Source organism: Rhizobium sp. WYCCWR 11128 (genome assembly GCF_013416305.1).
GTDB lineage: Bacteria > Pseudomonadota > Alphaproteobacteria > Rhizobiales > Rhizobiaceae > Rhizobium > Rhizobium indicum.
In genome coordinates this window covers 271,709-287,785 of sequence record NZ_JACCEZ010000008.1, presented here as the reverse complement: position 1 = coordinate 287,785, position 16,077 = coordinate 271,709, and the positions used below count along the sequence as shown (strand labels likewise).

Annotated in this window: 15 protein-coding genes and 1 pseudogene; 10 read left to right on the top strand and 6 right to left on the bottom strand. The window is 61.4% G+C overall.

All coding sequences use genetic code 11. The features are described from left to right. Positions 1-20 precede the first annotated feature (20 nt). The 5 genes from HX898_RS24045 to HX898_RS24025 all read left to right on the top strand — a co-directional run bounded on the left by HX898_RS24045 (position 21) and on the right by HX898_RS24025 (position 6,644). Positions 21-911, top strand: coding sequence for an ABC transporter permease (locus tag HX898_RS24045; protein ID WP_180195948.1), 891 nt, complete (start codon positions 21-23; stop codon positions 909-911). Next, positions 887-1,636: an ABC transporter ATP-binding protein gene (locus HX898_RS24040; protein ID WP_171600052.1), complete on the top strand. Its 750-nt coding sequence runs from the start codon at positions 887-889 to the stop codon at positions 1,634-1,636. The genes HX898_RS24045 and HX898_RS24040 overlap by 25 nt, the downstream gene beginning before the upstream one ends. A 35-nt stretch (positions 1,637-1,671) precedes the next feature. Beyond that, positions 1,672-3,045, top strand: a complete 1,374-nt coding sequence (locus HX898_RS24035; RefSeq protein ID WP_180195947.1) for an LLM class flavin-dependent oxidoreductase — start codon at positions 1,672-1,674, stop codon at positions 3,043-3,045. 63 nt (positions 3,046-3,108) lie between these two features. Beyond that, positions 3,109-4,179 (top strand): LLM class flavin-dependent oxidoreductase, encoded by a 1,071-nt coding sequence (locus HX898_RS24030; RefSeq protein WP_138390129.1) that lies wholly within the window; start codon positions 3,109-3,111, stop codon positions 4,177-4,179. A gap of 503 nt (positions 4,180-4,682) precedes the next feature. Then, on the top strand, positions 4,683-6,644 hold the full coding sequence (locus HX898_RS24025; RefSeq protein WP_138390130.1) for a methyl-accepting chemotaxis protein: 1,962 nt from the start codon (positions 4,683-4,685) through the stop codon (positions 6,642-6,644). A 148-nt stretch (positions 6,645-6,792) separates the two neighbouring features. On the opposite strand, the gene mctP is transcribed toward HX898_RS24025, so the two are convergent. The 5 genes and pseudogenes from mctP to HX898_RS24000 all read right to left on the bottom strand — a co-directional run bounded on the left by mctP (position 6,793) and on the right by HX898_RS24000 (position 11,340). Further along, the gene (gene mctP / locus HX898_RS24020) at positions 6,793-8,268 is read right to left on the bottom strand and encodes a sodium:solute symporter family monocarboxylate transporter (RefSeq protein ID WP_138390131.1); all 1,476 of its coding nucleotides are present in this window, start codon (positions 8,266-8,268) and stop codon (positions 6,793-6,795) included. Continuing rightward, positions 8,258-8,455, bottom strand: coding sequence for a DUF3311 domain-containing protein (locus tag HX898_RS24015; RefSeq protein WP_003555492.1), 198 nt, complete (start codon positions 8,453-8,455; stop codon positions 8,258-8,260). Before HX898_RS24015 ends, mctP begins: the two co-directional genes overlap by 11 nt. Before the next feature lie 271 nt (positions 8,456-8,726). Further along, positions 8,727-9,371, bottom strand: coding sequence for a two-component system response regulator MctR (gene mctR, locus HX898_RS24010; RefSeq protein ID WP_138390132.1), 645 nt, complete (start codon positions 9,369-9,371; stop codon positions 8,727-8,729). Continuing rightward, positions 9,368-10,754 (bottom strand): annotated as a pseudogene (mctS, locus tag HX898_RS24005) (sensor histidine kinase MctS). Before mctS ends, mctR begins: the two are co-directional and overlap by 4 nt. A 121-nt stretch (positions 10,755-10,875) precedes the next feature. Next, positions 10,876-11,340, bottom strand: coding sequence for an Lrp/AsnC family transcriptional regulator (locus HX898_RS24000; RefSeq protein WP_003555489.1), 465 nt, complete (start codon positions 11,338-11,340; stop codon positions 10,876-10,878). 163 nt (positions 11,341-11,503) lie between these two features. Here HX898_RS24000 and HX898_RS23995 point away from each other — a divergent pair, with 163 nt between their 5' ends. The 5 genes from HX898_RS23995 (at position 11,504) to HX898_RS23975 (ending at position 15,575) form a co-directional block, all read left to right on the top strand. After that, complete coding sequence (locus HX898_RS23995; RefSeq protein WP_138390134.1) at positions 11,504-12,283, top strand: ATP-binding cassette domain-containing protein; 780 nt, start codon at positions 11,504-11,506, stop codon at positions 12,281-12,283. 47 nt (positions 12,284-12,330) lie between these two features. Continuing rightward, on the top strand, positions 12,331-13,104 hold the full coding sequence (locus HX898_RS23990) for a transporter substrate-binding domain-containing protein (RefSeq protein WP_180195946.1): 774 nt from the start codon (positions 12,331-12,333) through the stop codon (positions 13,102-13,104). Between the two features lie 12 nt (positions 13,105-13,116). Beyond that, a complete protein-coding gene (locus tag HX898_RS23985) occupies positions 13,117-13,842 on the top strand; it encodes an ABC transporter permease subunit (protein ID WP_033184140.1) in 726 nt (241 codons plus the stop codon). A gap of 12 nt (positions 13,843-13,854) precedes the next feature. Continuing rightward, a complete protein-coding gene (locus HX898_RS23980) occupies positions 13,855-14,544 on the top strand; it encodes an ABC transporter permease (RefSeq protein WP_138334703.1) in 690 nt (229 codons plus the stop codon). A 122-nt stretch (positions 14,545-14,666) separates the two neighbouring features. After that, positions 14,667-15,575: a homocysteine S-methyltransferase family protein gene (locus tag HX898_RS23975; protein WP_180195945.1), complete on the top strand. Its 909-nt coding sequence runs from the start codon at positions 14,667-14,669 to the stop codon at positions 15,573-15,575. Positions 15,576-15,604: 29 nt separating this feature from the next. On the opposite strand, the gene HX898_RS23970 is transcribed toward HX898_RS23975, so the two are convergent. Then, complete coding sequence (locus HX898_RS23970; RefSeq protein WP_171600046.1) at positions 15,605-16,039, bottom strand: helix-turn-helix domain-containing protein; 435 nt, start codon at positions 16,037-16,039, stop codon at positions 15,605-15,607. Between the last annotated feature and the right edge of the window lie 38 nt (positions 16,040-16,077).

Below are 16,077 nucleotides of genomic sequence, written 5' to 3'. Positions count from 1 at the left end.
TCGGAGAGGAGATTTGAAGCATGGCAACCACTTGGGATGCAGATGGGGCGAAACTGTCGCGGTCGTCCGGCGGTAGAATTGTGCGGGCAGGTTCTCGCCTCGTAAAACCGGCTGGCTCCGCTGGCCCCCGAGCCCGGCGCAGGTTGGGCCCCGGACCGGCGATCCCTTTCGGATTGCAGATCGGGCCGGCATTACTCGTCTTGACCTGGGTCGTTGGCTCGGCGCTCGGATGGATCGACCCGCGGATCCTGTCGGCGCCGTGGACAGTGGCTGAGGCTTTCGTAAGGCTCATCGAGCAGGGTCGCCTGCAGGACAATTTCGTGACGTCAGCGACACGCGCCCTGCTCGGCCTTAGCATCGGATTGCTGATCGGCACGATCCTGGCGGTGATCGCCGGCCTTTCCCGGATCGGCGAAGCCCTGATCGACGGGCCGGTACAGATCAAGCGCGCGATACCGACGCTGGCCCTGATCCCTTTGTTGATCCTGTGGTTCGGCATCGGCGAGAGCATGAAGGTTACGACAATCGCGCTTGCCGTGATCGTGCCGATTTATATCCACACCCACAACGCGCTCCGCAGCATCGACAGCCGTTATGTCGAACTGGCCGAAACCCTGCGGATGAGCCAGAAGGACTTCATCCTTCAGGTCGTGCTGCCTGGTGCTTTGCCGGGTTTCCTTCTGGGTCTGCGGTTTGCCGTCACCCTCTGCTGGGTTTCTCTCGTCGTGGTCGAGCAGATCAACGCCACCAGCGGGCTCGGTTACATGATCGATCTTGCCCGCAATTACGGACAGACCGACGTCATTCTCGTCGGCCTGGTGGTCTATGTGCTGCTGGGTCTCGTCTCGGACGGTCTCGTCCGCCTGCTTGAACGGAGGGTCCTCTCATGGCGCCGCACCCTGGCAAACTGAAGCCCGCAACCAAGGCCGTCCACGTGCGAAACCTCGCACGGCGGTTTGCGACGACGACGATCCTCGACGGCGTCGATCTCGACATCGAGGAAGGCGAGTTCGTCGCCCTGCTCGGCCGCAGCGGCTCCGGCAAAAGCACGTTCCTCAGGGCTCTTGCCGGTCTCGATCATGGTGTCGAGGGAACCGGCACCCTGGAGACGCCGGAGAGCCTTTCGGTGGTTTTCCAGGACGCCCGCCTGCTGCCGTGGCGTACCGTCATCCAGAACGTCACGCTCGGCCTACGTGGATCTTCCGGCCAGGAAGCCGGACGGAAAGCCTTGGCGGAAGTAGGACTTGCCGGCCGGGAAACGGCGTGGCCGAACCAGCTTTCGGGCGGGGAACAGCAGAGGGTCGCGCTTGCCCGTTCGCTGGTGCGCGAACCGGCCCTGCTTCTCGCCGATGAGCCATTCGGCGCGCTCGACGCGCTGACCCGGCTGAAAATGCACGATCTGCTGCGGGAGTTGTGTGCAAGACACCGTCCTGCCGTGCTGCTCGTCACCCACGACGTCGATGAGGCGATTTCGCTGGCCGACCGGATACTGGTTCTCGACGAAGGCCGCCTCATCGAGGATCTCAAGATCGATCTGCCGACGCCGCGCGACCACGGCGATCCGAGCTTTGCTCAAACCCGCATCCATCTCCTCAGCCGGCTCGGGGTCGAGCTTCCGGGCCGCAAGGCCGCCTGACATCAGCAACAGTTCAATTTGATGAGGATAAGCCAATGAGCACATCGAAAAGGCAAATGCGGCTTGGCGCATTCATCATGGCGACCGGCCATCATATCGCCGCCTGGCGCCATCCGGAGGCGCAGGCCGATGCCGGCCTCAATATCGATCACTACCGCGAGCTCGCCCAGACCGCCGAACGCGGCAAATTCGATCTCGTCTTCGTCGCCGACAGTCCGGCTGGATGGGACCGCGCCAAGGACCCCGAAGCGCTTCGTCGCACCGCCCAGGGCGCGCATTTCGAGCCGCTGACCCTCTGGGCGGCCCTCTCCCAGGTGACCAAACATATCGGCTTCGTCGCCACGGCATCGACGACCTACGAGGACCCCTACCTGCTGGCCCGCAGGTTCGCGTCGCTGGACTATATCTCCAAGGGTCGCGCCGCCTGGAACGTCGTCACGACAGGTGCGGATGTTTCGAAGAATTTTTCAATCGCAGGCCATCCTGCCCATGCCGATCGTTATGAGCGGGCCGAGGAATTCGTCGACCTGGTGAAGGGCCTGTGGGATTCTTATGAGGACGACGCCTTCATCCGCGACAAGGAAAGCGGGGTCTATCTCGACCTCGACAAGGTGCATCTCGTCGATCACAAGGGCAAGTTCTTCTCGGTGGCCGGTCCGCTCAACGTCGGCCGCCCGGTGCAGGGCTATCCTGTGATCGTGCAGGCCGGCGCATCGGAACCGGGGCGCGAACTTGCCGCCCGCACGGCCGAGATGATCTTTACCGCCAACCAGACCTTCGAGGATGCGCAGGAATTCTATTCCGACGTCAAAGGGCGGCTCGCCCGCTACGGGCGCCGGCCGGACGAACTGCTGATCAGTCCCGGCATATTCCCGGTTCTCGGCGGGACGGAAGCGGAAGCCCAGGCGAATTACGACCATATCCAATCGCTGGTTCATCCCTCCATCGCCTGGAATATCCTTGCCCGCCACTACAAGGGCATCGACCTTTCCGGCTACTCGCTGGATGATCCCGCCCCTCCCCTGCCTGATAATACCGAACTCAACAAGAGCCGCCTCAAGCTGGTTTCGGATCTGGTATCGCGCAACAATCTGACGCTGCGCCAGTTCTATCTGGCGGTCGCCACCGCTCGTGGCCACCGGACGGTGGTCGGAACACCCGAGCAGATTGCCGATGCGATGCAGACCTGGTTCGAGAACGGTGCTGCCGACGCCTTCAACATCATGCCGCCGATCCTGCCCACCGCGCTTACCGATTTCGTCGATCAGGTCGTCCCGATCCTGCGCAAGCGCGGCCTGTTCCGGCACGAATATGAAGGGACGACGCTACGGGAAAATCTTGGCCTCCAACGCCCGCCGAATGGCTTTGTGGTTCAGGCGGGGCAGCAGCAGGTGCAGGCGGCCGTATGATCTCTTGAGGGGGCTTCCCTCCCCCTGGCTTTGTTCCAATCACACACAGAACTGCAGCATCGCATGAGCAATAATTCCGAATTTCTCTGGTATATTCCGAACGACGTCAAAGCCGGTCATCGCGGCGATTCCGCCGTCGAGAACCACAACAGCCTGGATACGCTGACCAGCCACGCCAGGGCACTGGAGGAGCATGGCTGGAAGGGCGCGCTCATCGGCACCGGTTGGGGCCGCCCCGACACGTTCACCGTCGCGGCCTCGCTCGCCGCCCGGACCACCACCTTCGAGCCGCTCATTGCGATCCGTCCAGGTTATTGGCGACCGGCGAACTTCGCTTCCGCGGCGGCGACGTTGGACCATCTGACCGGCGGCCGCGTGCGGATCAACATCGTGTCGGGCAAGGACAACCTCTCTGCTTACGGCGATAGCGAGGGAGATCAGGCACACCGCTATGCCAGGACCAAGGAGTTCATGCGGTTGGTCCGCAGATTGTGGACCGAAGAAAACGTCACATCCACCGGCGAGAACTTCCGCGTCGCTGAATCCACCGTGGTGCCGCGCATCCAGGTTCGCGGCGACCGTCGGCACCCCAAATTCTATTTCGGCGGTGCCTCGGAGGCGGCCGAACGGGTGGCCGCGACCGAGGCCGATGTCCAACTTTTCTGGGGCGAGCCGCTCGATGGTGTTCGGGAACGGATCGCGCGGCTCAAGGCGTTGAGCCGGGAACTGGACCGCGATCTCCCGCCGCTGGAATTCGGCCTGCGGATCACGACGCTGGTCCGCGACACCACCGAACAGGCCTGGACCGACGCCGAGGCGAAGGTCGCCGAGATGGCGAGAAGCAAGGGCACCGGCTGGCACGATCACCAGCGCGCGCTCGCCGTCGGCCAGCAGCGGCTGCTTGATCTGCATGAGCGCGGCGACGTCCTCGACGACAACCTCTATACCGCGCCGGGCAAGTTCGGCGGTGGCGGCGCCGGCACCACCTGGCTGGTCGGATCGGCGGAAGACGTCGCCCGCTCGCTGCGCAAATATCAGGATCTCGGCATCACCCACTTCGTGCTGTCCGACACGCCCTATCTCTCCGAAATCAAGCGGCAGGGCGATCAGCTTCTTCCGCTGCTGCGCGGCTGAAGCCGGAGCAACGGCGCTCCGGTACCGCAGCTGCAATTCATGCCGATTGCCGAGATCGTTCAGAGCGTCGCGCAGTTCACGGGCAAGCCGCAAAACCTTGCTATGCGGGGGAGGTTGGTGATTTCGCAACCATCGGGAGAGCGCTCGTCGAATTGTCCATCCGAAAAGCGCAAATGCTATCCAGATATGGCGATATAGCAAGCTCCGTCGGCTCCGTTTACACTCTCTAAAATATATTCCTCTAATTTTTTTTAGATATCGGGACGACGTTCTTTAGGTTCGTCACCTCCGCCATGATAGCGGGCCAGGCACCCGAATTTCGCATGAAATCGGCTTTTATTGCTTTGACGGATGTCCCGTATCTCGAGCGCGATTCCGGGCACAGGGGTACCCGTCGGATGCACTCGGAGACACCGAGGCGCTGCATTCGAACGAGATATGACAAGCAATCCTGGCTGCCGAGACATCCTTCCAACAAACCTCACCGCGAGGGGAGAGTGCATATGAAGAATATCATGAGTTTCGGGGTTGTGGCCCGCCTGGCGCTTGGCTTCAGCGTTCTCCTTTTGCTGATGGTTGGCTTGACCATCTATTCGACGGACAAAGTTGCGCAGATCAACGATAAGCTTGGAACCATCAACGACGTCAACAGCGTTAAGCAGCGGTTTGCCATCAACTATCGTGGCAGCGTGCATGATCGGGCGATCGCCATCCGCGACGTCACTCTGGTGACATCGACCGATGAACGGAAGACCGCCGAGGCATTGATCGAAAAGCTGGCGGCCTCTTACGCCGAGAATGAAAAGCGCATGGCGGATATGGTTGCTTCTCCGGCCGGCGCGACGGAACAGGAAAAGACCATTCTCGGTGAGATTGCAGACATCCAGGCGAAGACCAATCCTCTGGTCGCCCAGATCATTGCGCTGCAGGAGAAGGGCGACGGCGAGGCGGCCCGCAAGATCCTGCTCGAACAGGCTCGGCCGGCCTTCGTTGCCTGGCTTGGCGCCATCAACAAATTCATCGACTATCAGGAAGCGCTGAACAAATCTATTGGCGGCGAGGTGCGCAGCACGGCAAGCGGCTTCAAGCCATTGGCCCTGACCGCGCTTGGCATTGCGGCTGTTCTTTCACTCGTTGCCGCCGCCGTGACCGCACGCACGATCGTCGGCCCGCTGGCAAAACTTCAGCTTTCGCTGAAAGCGATGGCCGACGGCAATCTCGACGGCGATCGCCGCCTCGAAGCGCGGGGCGACGAGATCGGCAAGCTTGCACGGGCGGTGGCAGGGCTGCGCGACGCAATTTCGGCAAAGGCCGAACGGGAAGCCGACGCAGAGGCGAAGAGAGCCGTGTCGGAGCGGCATCGGCTCGAGCAGGATGCAGATGAACGCCGCACCCTTGCCGAGCAGACGGACAAGGCTGTCGGCCAGCTTGGCGATGCGCTGCAGGCGCTGGCTGACGGCGATCTTACACAGCAGATCGGCACTCCGTTCATTCCGTCTCTGGAAAAGCTCAGAGCCGACTTCAATTCTGCAGTCGAAAAGCTCCGTGCCGCCATGCAGAAGGTTGCCCAGAACGCCAGCGCCATCGCGGGCGGTGCACAGGAGATCCGCTCCGCCTCGGACGATCTCGCCAAGCGGACCGAACAGCAGGCAGCCTCCGTCGAGGAAACCGCCGCTGCTCTGGAAGAGATTACGACCACCGTTGCCGACTCGAGCAACAAGGCTCAGGAAGCCGGCCAGCTCGTTCGCAAGACGAAGGAGAGTGCGGAGCGCTCGGGCAGCGTCGTTCGGGATGCGGTCGACGCCATGGGCAAGATCGAATCCTCCGCCACCGAAATCGGCAGCATCATCGGCGTCATCGATGAAATCGCGTTCCAGACCAATCTGCTGGCGCTGAATGCCGGCGTCGAAGCCGCCCGTGCCGGTGAGGCAGGCAAGGGCTTTGCAGTCGTCGCTCAGGAAGTGCGCGAGTTGGCGCAACGTTCCGCCAAGGCGGCAAAAGAAATCAAGGAACTGATCAACGCTTCGAATGGCCACGTCAAAAGCGGTGTGGCCCTGGTTGGCGAGACCGGAAAGGCGCTGAAGGAGATTGCCGAGCAGGTGCAGCAGGTCGACGGCAATGTGGGGGCCATCGTCGGCGCTTCGCAAGAGCAGGCGACGGGACTGAAAGAAATCAATACCGCCGTCAACAGGATGGATCAGGGGACGCAGCAGAACGCCGCCATGGTGGAAGAAGCGACAGCGGCCGCTCATAACCTTGCCAAGGAAGCCGACGCGCTGTTCCAGCTTCTGGGCCAGTTCAACATTGGCGGAGTGGTGGCACCGAAGCGCACATCGCAGCCCGCTGCCGCGGCGCCACATGCTCAACCGGCGTCCTCGCCTGCGCGTCAGATGATTGCCAAGGTGGGTAAGTCGTTCCAGACGAACGGGAATGCGGCATTGGCCGGCGATTGGGAAGAGTTTTAAGTCGCCCGGATCTCTTTCCGGCTGACACTGGAAAGCAAAGCCATATGATTCTTGCGAAGGGCAGCATTTGCTGCCCTTCGCATTTTCGGATCAAAGAAGGTGAGCATGATGTTGTCCGAAAACTGCTCACACTTTTCGGCATCATGCTCTAGGCCCGGGCCGGAGCCTTGGCCGGAAGCAAGGCGTTGACCACGACCGCAACGGCGATGTTGGCCGCAAGCGCCAGCAGTCCCGTATAGACGGTGAAGGGTTCGCCGCCGAGGCTGATCAGATGCAGAGGCTTCCAACCGGCATCCCAGACGAGGAAAGTGCCGCCGCCGAAGCCGACGAACCAGCCGGCAAGCAGAGCGGGTGCACGGAACCAGTTGGTGTACAGGCCGAAGACCAGGGCCGGAAGCGTCTGCAGGATCCAGATGCCACCGAGCAGCTGCAGGTCGAGGGCGAATTGTGTCGGCAGGAAGATGATGACGAGAAGCGCGCCAACCTTCACCACGAGCGAGGTGATCTTTGCGACCTTCGCCTCGCCCGCGTCACTGACCTTGGGATCGACATAGGCTTTCCAGAAATTGCGGGTGAAGAGATTGGCGGCGCCGATGCTCATCACCGCTGCCGGAACCAGCGCGCCGATGGCGATCGCCGCAAAGGCAAAGCCGGAGAACCAGCCTGAAAACAGCGTCTTGAACAGCGTCGGAACAACGTCATTGGCGCTGTCGAGCTTCAGGTTGGCGGCATGCCCCATATAGCCGAGCAGCGCCAGAAGGCCGAGCAGCAGCGTATAGGCGGGCAACATGATCGCATTCTTGCGGATCGTCTTGCCGCTGTTGGAGGCAAAGATGCCGGTCAGCGTATGCGGATACATGAAAGCCGCGAGCGCCGAACCCAAAGCGAGTGTTGCATAGGCGACATACTGATTGCCGCCGAGCAGCAGGTTGCCGGAACCCTTGGCCTGGAAGGCCGCATCGGCCGAGGCGAAGACATTGGCGTAACCCCCGAGTTTCGACGGGATCAGTGCGACGGCCGCAATCACGACGATATAGATCATGATGTCCTTGACGAAGGCGATCAGCGCCGGCGCGCGCAGGCCCGCGGAATAAGTGTAGAGCGCCAGCACGATGAAGGCGATCGCCAGCGGCAGTTCGCCATGCAGCCCGAGGGCCTTCAGCACCGCGGTCATGCCGACCAGCTGGAGGGCAATATAGGGCATGGTGGCAATGACTCCGGTTGCCGCCACGGCGAGTTCGAGACCGCGCGATCCGTACTGACCGTGGACGACGTCGCCAGCCGTCACATAGCCGAAATCCTTGGCGCGTTTCCACAGCACAGGCATGACCATGAAGACAAAGGGATAGACGACGATGGTGTAGGGCAGCGCGAAGAAGCCGTAGGCGCCGACCGTGTAGACCAGCGCCGGGACGGCGATCACCGTGTAGGCGGTATAGAAATCGCCGCCGACCAGGAACCAGGTGATCCAGGTGCCGAAGTTGCGTCCGCCGAGGCCCCATTCATCGATATGGGCCAGTGTCTCGGGCTTGCGCCAGCGACTGGCGACGAAGCCCATGACGGTAACGAGCACGAAAAAGAAGATGAAGACGGCAAGCGCCGTGCCGTTGATGTCAGTCGTCATGGCGAGTGCTCCGATAGGCGATCCAGGTCAGCGCTGCGGTGATCGGCACCCAGAGAAGCTGATACCAATAGAAGAAGGGAAAGCCGAAAAGAGATGGCTCGCGGACATTGTAAAATGGTGGCCAGAGCAGACCTAGATAGGGAATGACAAGCAGCCAGAGCGCTGCCTTGCTACGTGGTTTTTCCATGTCGGGATACCTTTCAGGCGCCGCGTCGGCGGTCGCCATGTTCCAGTTGTCGGCGTGGAAGGCAGGTCTGTCAGCCGGCGGCCGCGGCAGGCCCGGCTCGGGTCGCTCGAGGTTTTCCGACCGATCGGAAGCTGATGTAACGCATGTGAATTCCTCCCAACGGCTCGCACTTGGCCAGCCGTGGATGGAGTCCTATGGCGGTGGTTTTGTTCTCACAAGATGGGCGCGGCGCTGAAATGCCGGGGCCTACCCAGAAGTGGGTAGACGCGATTTACCCGACTTTCGAGACGATGCCGTGATCGAGCGCATAGCGGATGAGGCCCGCTGTGGTGGCGATACCGAGCTTCTTCTTGAGGTTCTTGCGATGGGTTTCCGCCGTGGCGGAGGTGATCCCGAGCGTTTCGGCGATCTCCTTGTTGCTTCTGCCGGCAACGATCAGCCCGAGAATGTCGCGTTCGCGCGGGGTCAGGGGGTCGCTACCCTCCTCTGCCCGTTCGCCCATCAGCGCGTCGAAGACGCCGGACGAGAAATATGTCCCCCCGCCCGCCACGGTCTCGATGGCCGAGACGATCTCGTCGGTCGAAACGTCCTTCAGGATGTAACCGGCAGCGCCATGCATGACCGAGGAGGAAATATACTCGCGGCTGTTATGCATGGAGAGCATCACGACCCGCGCCTGGGGAAGTTCGTTCCTGAACAATTCGATCGCATCGATGCCGCTCAGCTTCGGCATGTTGATGTCCATCAGCACGACCTGCGGCAGGACCTGCCGGCCGATCTCGAGCCCCGTTTGCGCGAGGCCGGCCGTGCCGGCGACTTCGATATGGTCGAATGTTTCGAGCACGGCCTTCAACCCGTCCAGCACCAGCGGATGGTTGTCGATCAAGAGCACCCTGATTTTCGGGCGTTCCGTCATGCGGCTTCTGCCTGCTTGCCGGCGGGGAGATTGGCCGATTTCGGCATCATCGCCGTCAGCGTCGTGCCGGCCTCGCTGCTGTTGATCAGCAGCAGGCCGCGGAAGTGAGCCATCCGCTCCTGCATATTGCGCAGGCCGAGACCCGATCTGCCGGATAGGCCGTCCTTGGCGCCGTCGAAGCCAGTGCCATTGTCGGTGACCGTCATGCGGGCGCGGCCGTTGTCGCTCCAGAGCTTGACCGCAAGCTTGGAGGCGCTCGAGTGGCGTTCGACATTGTTGAACGCTTCCTGTGCGACACGATAAAGCGCGGTATTGGCTTCGGCCTTCAGCGTGTCGGTGAAGCTTGAGGCGTCGATCTTCGTCTCGATCCCCGTCCGCTCGGCAAAGTGATAGCAGAGTGCCTCCAGCGCGGCCGTCAGGCCGAGATCGTCGAGCACGCGCGGGCGCAGATCGTGCGACAGCCGTCTGATTTCCTTGATGGCGCCGTTCAGCGCCTCGACACCGCGATCGATGGTCAGTGCGGCATCGTCGACATTGGTCCTGACCTTGCGGCCGGCAAGATCCATCGCATAGCGCACGCCGACGAGATTCTGGGAAATGCCGTCATGCAACTCGCGGGCCAGCCGCGCGCGCTCTTCTTCCTGGGCATCGATGACCCGCTGCGTCAGCGCCTTGAGCCGGCTGTCGGCCATGCGGCGCTCATGGAACGTCAGCAGCATGCAGGTCGTGAAAACGACAAGCACCGAAGGTACGGCGATCAGCGCGACGATGATGAAGGTCCGTCTTATGTTGGCGCGCATTCCGGCGTTGGCGGCGGCACTTTGGGCAAAGACGTCGTCCAGGTAAACGCCGGTGCCGACGACCCAGTGCCATTTGTCGAGACTGACGACGAAGGAGAGCTTGTCGGCGATCTGTCCGGTCGATGGCTTCTGCCATTTGTACTGATGCAGGCCCCCCGCCCGCTCTTGCCGTGGCGATCAGTTCGGCAATGACCTTGTCGCCATCCGGATCGGTGAGGTCGAGCCAATTATGCCCATGGCGGAAACTCTGGCGCGGATGGACGATGTTGTTGCCGTCGTAATCGTAGACGAAGAAATATCCGTCCTTGCCGTAGTCGAGCGAAGTCAGGATCGCCGCCACCTTTTGCTTGGCGGCTTCGTCGTCGGCACCGGCATTGTCATAGATCGTCTGGATGGCGGACAGGGCAAGGTTGGTCAGATTGAGGATCTCGGCTTCCTTGGTCTTCAGCATGTTCTGCTCGAACGTGTCGATGCTGTTCTTGGCGAGGTTTGCCGATTGCCAGGTGATGAAGGTGGTGATCGCAAGGATCGAAATGACGAGCGGAACGATCGCCAATGCGATGATCTGGTGTCGTAACGTCAACGATCATTCCTCCCGAGAATTTGCGCCGGGAATTATGCCCTTTGTCAAATGCGAGTCCAGCGGCTTGTCGGTGCCCGATCTGTGACAGCCGGAACCAATGCCGGCGCGCATCGCGTGCGCGCTAATCCAGCGGAACGAACAGACCGAGCTTGACGTCCCGCAACACGACATTCGTGTGCATGCGGCGGATCTGCGGATTGTCAGCCATGATCAGCGCGGCGATGTCGTCATAATGCTCGACGTCGCGGGCGGTGACGATCGCGATCAGATCGACTGCGCCGGTGACATAATAGACCTGCTGTATGTGATCCTGCTTTTCCGCCCAGAGGCGGAACTTCGCCAACGCGTCGTAATTGTCCCGCTCGATCTCCATCCCGACGATGAACACCATTGCTGTTCCCGTCGCCTTGCGGTCGACGACGGCCACCTCTGCCTTGATGATGCCTTCCTCGCGCAGCCGCTTCAGCCGCCTCTGCACGGCCGAGACCGACAGTCCGATCCGTTCGGCGATCGTTTCGGCTTTCAGCTGGCAATCGCGCTGAACGATATCGAGAATGTCACGGTCAAAACGATCCAGCTGTTCCATTGTCCAATCCTAATTCTCGCCGCAGCAATTCGCGCATTCTGCCGTACTTGCCGCGCGAAGAAGAATATTTTGCATAAAATATGCATAATAGATGAAAACTGCGCGAAAAAACCGCGTTATTTTATCATTATCCTTCGCAAGCTCAATTCACCCGGAACCATGCATGCCAGATCAACCCTTTCCTGCTCTTCGTGTCGATGATCTCCATAAAAGCTTCGGCTCGCAACAGGTTCTCAAGGGTATCTCGACGCAGGCCGAAAAGTCTGACGTGATTTCGATCATCGGCTCGTCGGGCTCCGGCAAGAGCACCTTTCTCAGATGCATCAATTTCCTGGAAACGCCGGATCGCGGCCGCATTGCCGTGAACGGCGAGGAAATCGCGCTGAAGATGGGGCGGGGCGGCCGGCTGCAGCCGCGCAACTGGCGGCAGATCGAACGGATACGGATCGGACTGGGGATGGTCTTCCAGAGTTTCAATCTCTGGGCTCATCGTACAGTGCTGGAGAACGTCATCGAGGCGCCGGTGCACGTCATGGGCATTTCGCGGCGCGAAGCCATCGAAAAGGCCGAGGCCCTCCTCCACAAGGTCGGGCTCTTCGACAAGCGCGATGCCTATCCCGCTTTCCTCTCCGGCGGTCAGCAGCAACGCGCGGCGATTGCGAGAGCCCTCTGCGTCGACCCTGCCGTCATGCTGTTCGACGAGCCGACGTCGGCGCTCGATCCGGAGCTGGTCGGCGAGGTTCTGAAAGTCATCCGTGATCTCGCGGAAGAAGGCCGGACCATGCTGATAGTCACGCATGAAATGCGCTTCGCCCGCGATGTCTCCAGCCGTGTTTTGTTCCTGCATCAGGGACGGATCGAGGAGGAAGGTCCGCCGGAGCAGATATTCGGCGCGCCCGTCAGCGCCCGCTGCCGGGAATTCACCGGCCTCAGCGCCCATTGATGCACTCCGAACTCTCATCGCCAACACAAACCAGGAGAATCCTGCGAATGAAACTGCTCCCCACACTGTTTGCCGGCGCGGCACTCGTGCTTTCTGCCGTCACCGCACAGGCCGAGGTCCGCTTCGGTGTCATGAACGAATCCTATCCGCCCTTCTTCGCCAAGGATGCCTCCGGCCAATGGCAGGGATGGGAGATCGACCTGATGAACGCTGTGTGCGAGGAGATGAAAGAGAAATGCTCGATCGTCGAAATTTCCTGGGATGGTCTCATTCCGGCTCTCCAGAGCAAGAAGTTCGACGTGATCTGGTCGTCGATGTCGAACACCGCGGAACGCTCGAAGGTGATCGACTTCACCGATAAATATTACAACACGCCGAGCACCTTGATCGGCCCCAAGGACCAGAAGCCGGGCGCCACTGCCGAGGACGTGAAAGGCAAGACCATCGGCATCCAGGTGTCGACGATCCAGTCGGAATACTACAAGAAGTATTTCGCCGAGGCTGCCGAGGAAAAGACCTACCAAACGCTCGACGAAGCGTTCCAGGATCTCGCCTCCGGCCGTATCGACTATGTCTTCGGCGATTCACTGGCGCTCGACGCTTTCCTGAAAAGCGAAGGCGGCAAGGATTGCTGCGCCAAGATGGGCGACGTTGCCGACGACAAGGAGATTCTCGGCGCCGGCGTTTCGGGCGGCCTGCGCAAGGAAGACACAGAGCTGAAGGCCAAGCTGAACACGGCGATCGCTGCCGTCCGTGCCAGTGGCCAGTATGACGCCATCAATAAGAAATACTTCGATTTCGACATCTACGGCGCAAAGTAAGCAGCCGCAACGATGGCGACCACGCAACAAGGTATTCTGGACCTGCTGTCTCCCTATCCTCCGGGATGGGGCGGCGTTCTTTTGGCAGGTGCGGTCTCTACGGTTGCCATCTCGGCTTGCGCTTTCGCGATCGGCTTGCTGCTCGGCACGGGCGGCGCGCTGGGAAAGCTTTCGGGCAATCGCATCCTGCGCCTGCTGCTCGATCTCTATACCACGCTGATCCGCGCCGTTCCCGAGCTGATCCTGATCGTCGGGCTCTATTATGCCGGCACCGATGGCCTCAACCGGCTGCTCGCCGCGTTGGAGCTGCCGCCGGTCAATGTGAACGGCTTCGTCGCGGCCGTCGCCGTGCTCGGTTTCGTCCAGGGTGCCTACATGACGGAGGTGCTGCGAGGCGCGATCCTTGCCATTCCCGTCGGTCAGATCGAGGCCGCCAAGGCCTTCGGCATGGGGCCGGTGCTGAGGTTCCGCCGGGTCCTGCTGCCGGCGCTCCTGCCAAACGCGCTGCCGGGTCTTGCCAATCTGTGGATGTCGGTCACCAAGGACAGCGCGCTGGTGGCAGTCGTCGGCTACCAGGAACTGGCGCTCGCCACCCGTCTTGCCGGGGCAAGCACCAAGCATTACTTCGTCTTTTTCCTTGCTTCGGCCCTTCTCTATCTCGCCATCACGCTTGTTTCCAACGTCGTCTTCAAACTGATCGAGGGACGGGTACGGCGGGGGCAGCCGCGTCTTGCCTGAAGAAAGCGCCCCATGAATTTCACCTGGATCTCTTCCTACTGGCCGCTGCTTCTGACCGGCGCCTGGCAGACTGTTTGCCTGCTGGTGATCTCCGTGGTGTTCGGCTTCGTCCTCGCCATAGGCCTCGCCTTTGCGCAGGTCAGCGGCGGCAGACTGACGCGGCTGCTCGCCCGTGGCTACTGCACCTTCTTCCGCGGTACGCCGCTGCTGATACAGCTGTGGCTTCTTTACTACGGGGTGGGTTCGCTGCTGCCGATAGTCCCCGGCATCCGCCAGAGCCTGTTCTGGCCGATTCTGCGCGAGGGCTTCTTCTTCGCCGCCGTCAGTTTTACCCTGAACTACGCAGCCTATGAGGCAGAGGTGTTGCGCGGCGCGCTGCTTGCCGTTCCCAAGGGCGAGCTCGAAGCCGGCCGGGCCTTCGGCCTGTCGCCCGGGATGCTGATCCGTCGCATCTGGCTGCCGCGCGCCATTCGCATCGCCCTGCCGACGATTGCAGGAGAGATCGTCATGCAGCTCAAGGCGACGCCGCTCGCCTTTACGGTGACGGTGATGGATCTCTATGCCGTGGCCAACAAGGTTCGGCAGGACACGCTGCTCGTCTATGAACCGCTGCTGGTCGTCACCTTCTTCTATCTCGCCCTGACCGCCGTCATCGCCCGCGTCTTCCGACGTCTCGAAGCGCAGGTGCCGGTTCGCCGCTAGGCCGACGGGAAAAGAGACTGGTCATGAGTTCCTTCACGCACGAACCACGTACATCTCGCCCACCTTGTTATGCAAAAGCCCGCCGCCGCTGACGGCGCGACAGTATGAATGGAGACCTCTTCATGAGCACGATGCGAATTCTCGATGGCGGCATGAGCCGCGAACTGTTGCGGCTGGGCGCCGAGCTGAAACAACCGGAATGGTCGGCATTGGCGTTGATCAATGCGCCGGATATCGTCCGTAGGGTACACCAGGAATTCATCGTCGCTGGCTCTGAGGTCGTTACGACAAACAGCTATGCGCTCGTGCCCTTTCATATCGGCGAGGACCGGTTCTGGAAGGAGGGAGCGGCGCTGATCCGTCTCGCCGGTCGCCTGGCGCGCGAGGCGGCCGATGCGGCCACGGATCGCAAGGTGCTGGTTGCCGGCTCGCTGCCGCCGATCTTCGGCTCATACGAGCCGCAGAACTTTCAGCCTTCACGGGTGCAGGATTATCTCGATGTGCTTGTCGAAAACCTTTCTCCCTTCGTCGATATATGGCTCGGCGAGACATTGAGCCTGATTGCCGAGGCAGAGGCTGTCCGCAAGGCGGTGGCGACATCAGGCAAACCGTTCTGGATTTCGTTCACCTTGGCCGATGACGAGGCAGCCATAAGGGGCGGCGAACCGAAGCTGCGCTCCGAAGAAAGGGTCGAGGAGGCGGCATCCTGGGTGGCTTCATCGGGCGCCGAAGCCCTCTTGTTCAATTGCAGCAAGCCTGAGGTCATGCAGGCAGCGGTGGAGACGGCAGCGCGGGTGTTCCGGAAAATGGACGCGCGCATCGAAATTGGCGTCTATGCCAATGCCTTCGAAGGGGAGCAAGGCGAGGCAGCCGCCAATGAAGGCCTGCATGAGACCCGCAACGATCTGAATGACGATGCCTATTCGCGCTATGCCTGCTCCTGGGCTGAGGCCGGTGCGACGATCATCGGCGGCTGCTGCGGTATCGGCGCCGCCCATATCCATCGGCTCAAGAAGACGCTTTTGGGTTGAGGCGGCAAGGCGGTTACGCCGCCGCAATGCTATTCAGCTTTCGCCGCCGTATTCTGGAGCTCAAGGAGAAGGTCGATCAACTTCGGGGCCATCTCCCTGATTTCCGAAAGGTGGACGGCGCTCAGTCGCGTCAGAAGCGCATCCGCCTTGTCCGTCAGGAGAACCGTCTGGCGGCGCCTGTCGGCCGGATCGGCATGACGTTCGACCAGTCCGGCATCCGACAGCCGCCCGACAAGCTCGGTCGCCGTATGCGGCGCGATGATCAGCCGCTCGGCCAGCATGCCGATGGTCATGGCTTCGCCGCGTTGTCCCTTGATCGCCAAAAGGGCCTGATGCTGCTGCGGGGGCAATCCTTCCGACTGGGCGGCAGAGGCGCTGAAGTCCATGAACTGGCGAAGGGCGAATCGGAGGTCGGCGAGAGCTTCGTAATCCTCTTGCCTCAGCGGCGGCGCGGTCTTCTTCAAAGCACTTCTCCTCTGCCGCAACGGCTGCCAGGGTCGGC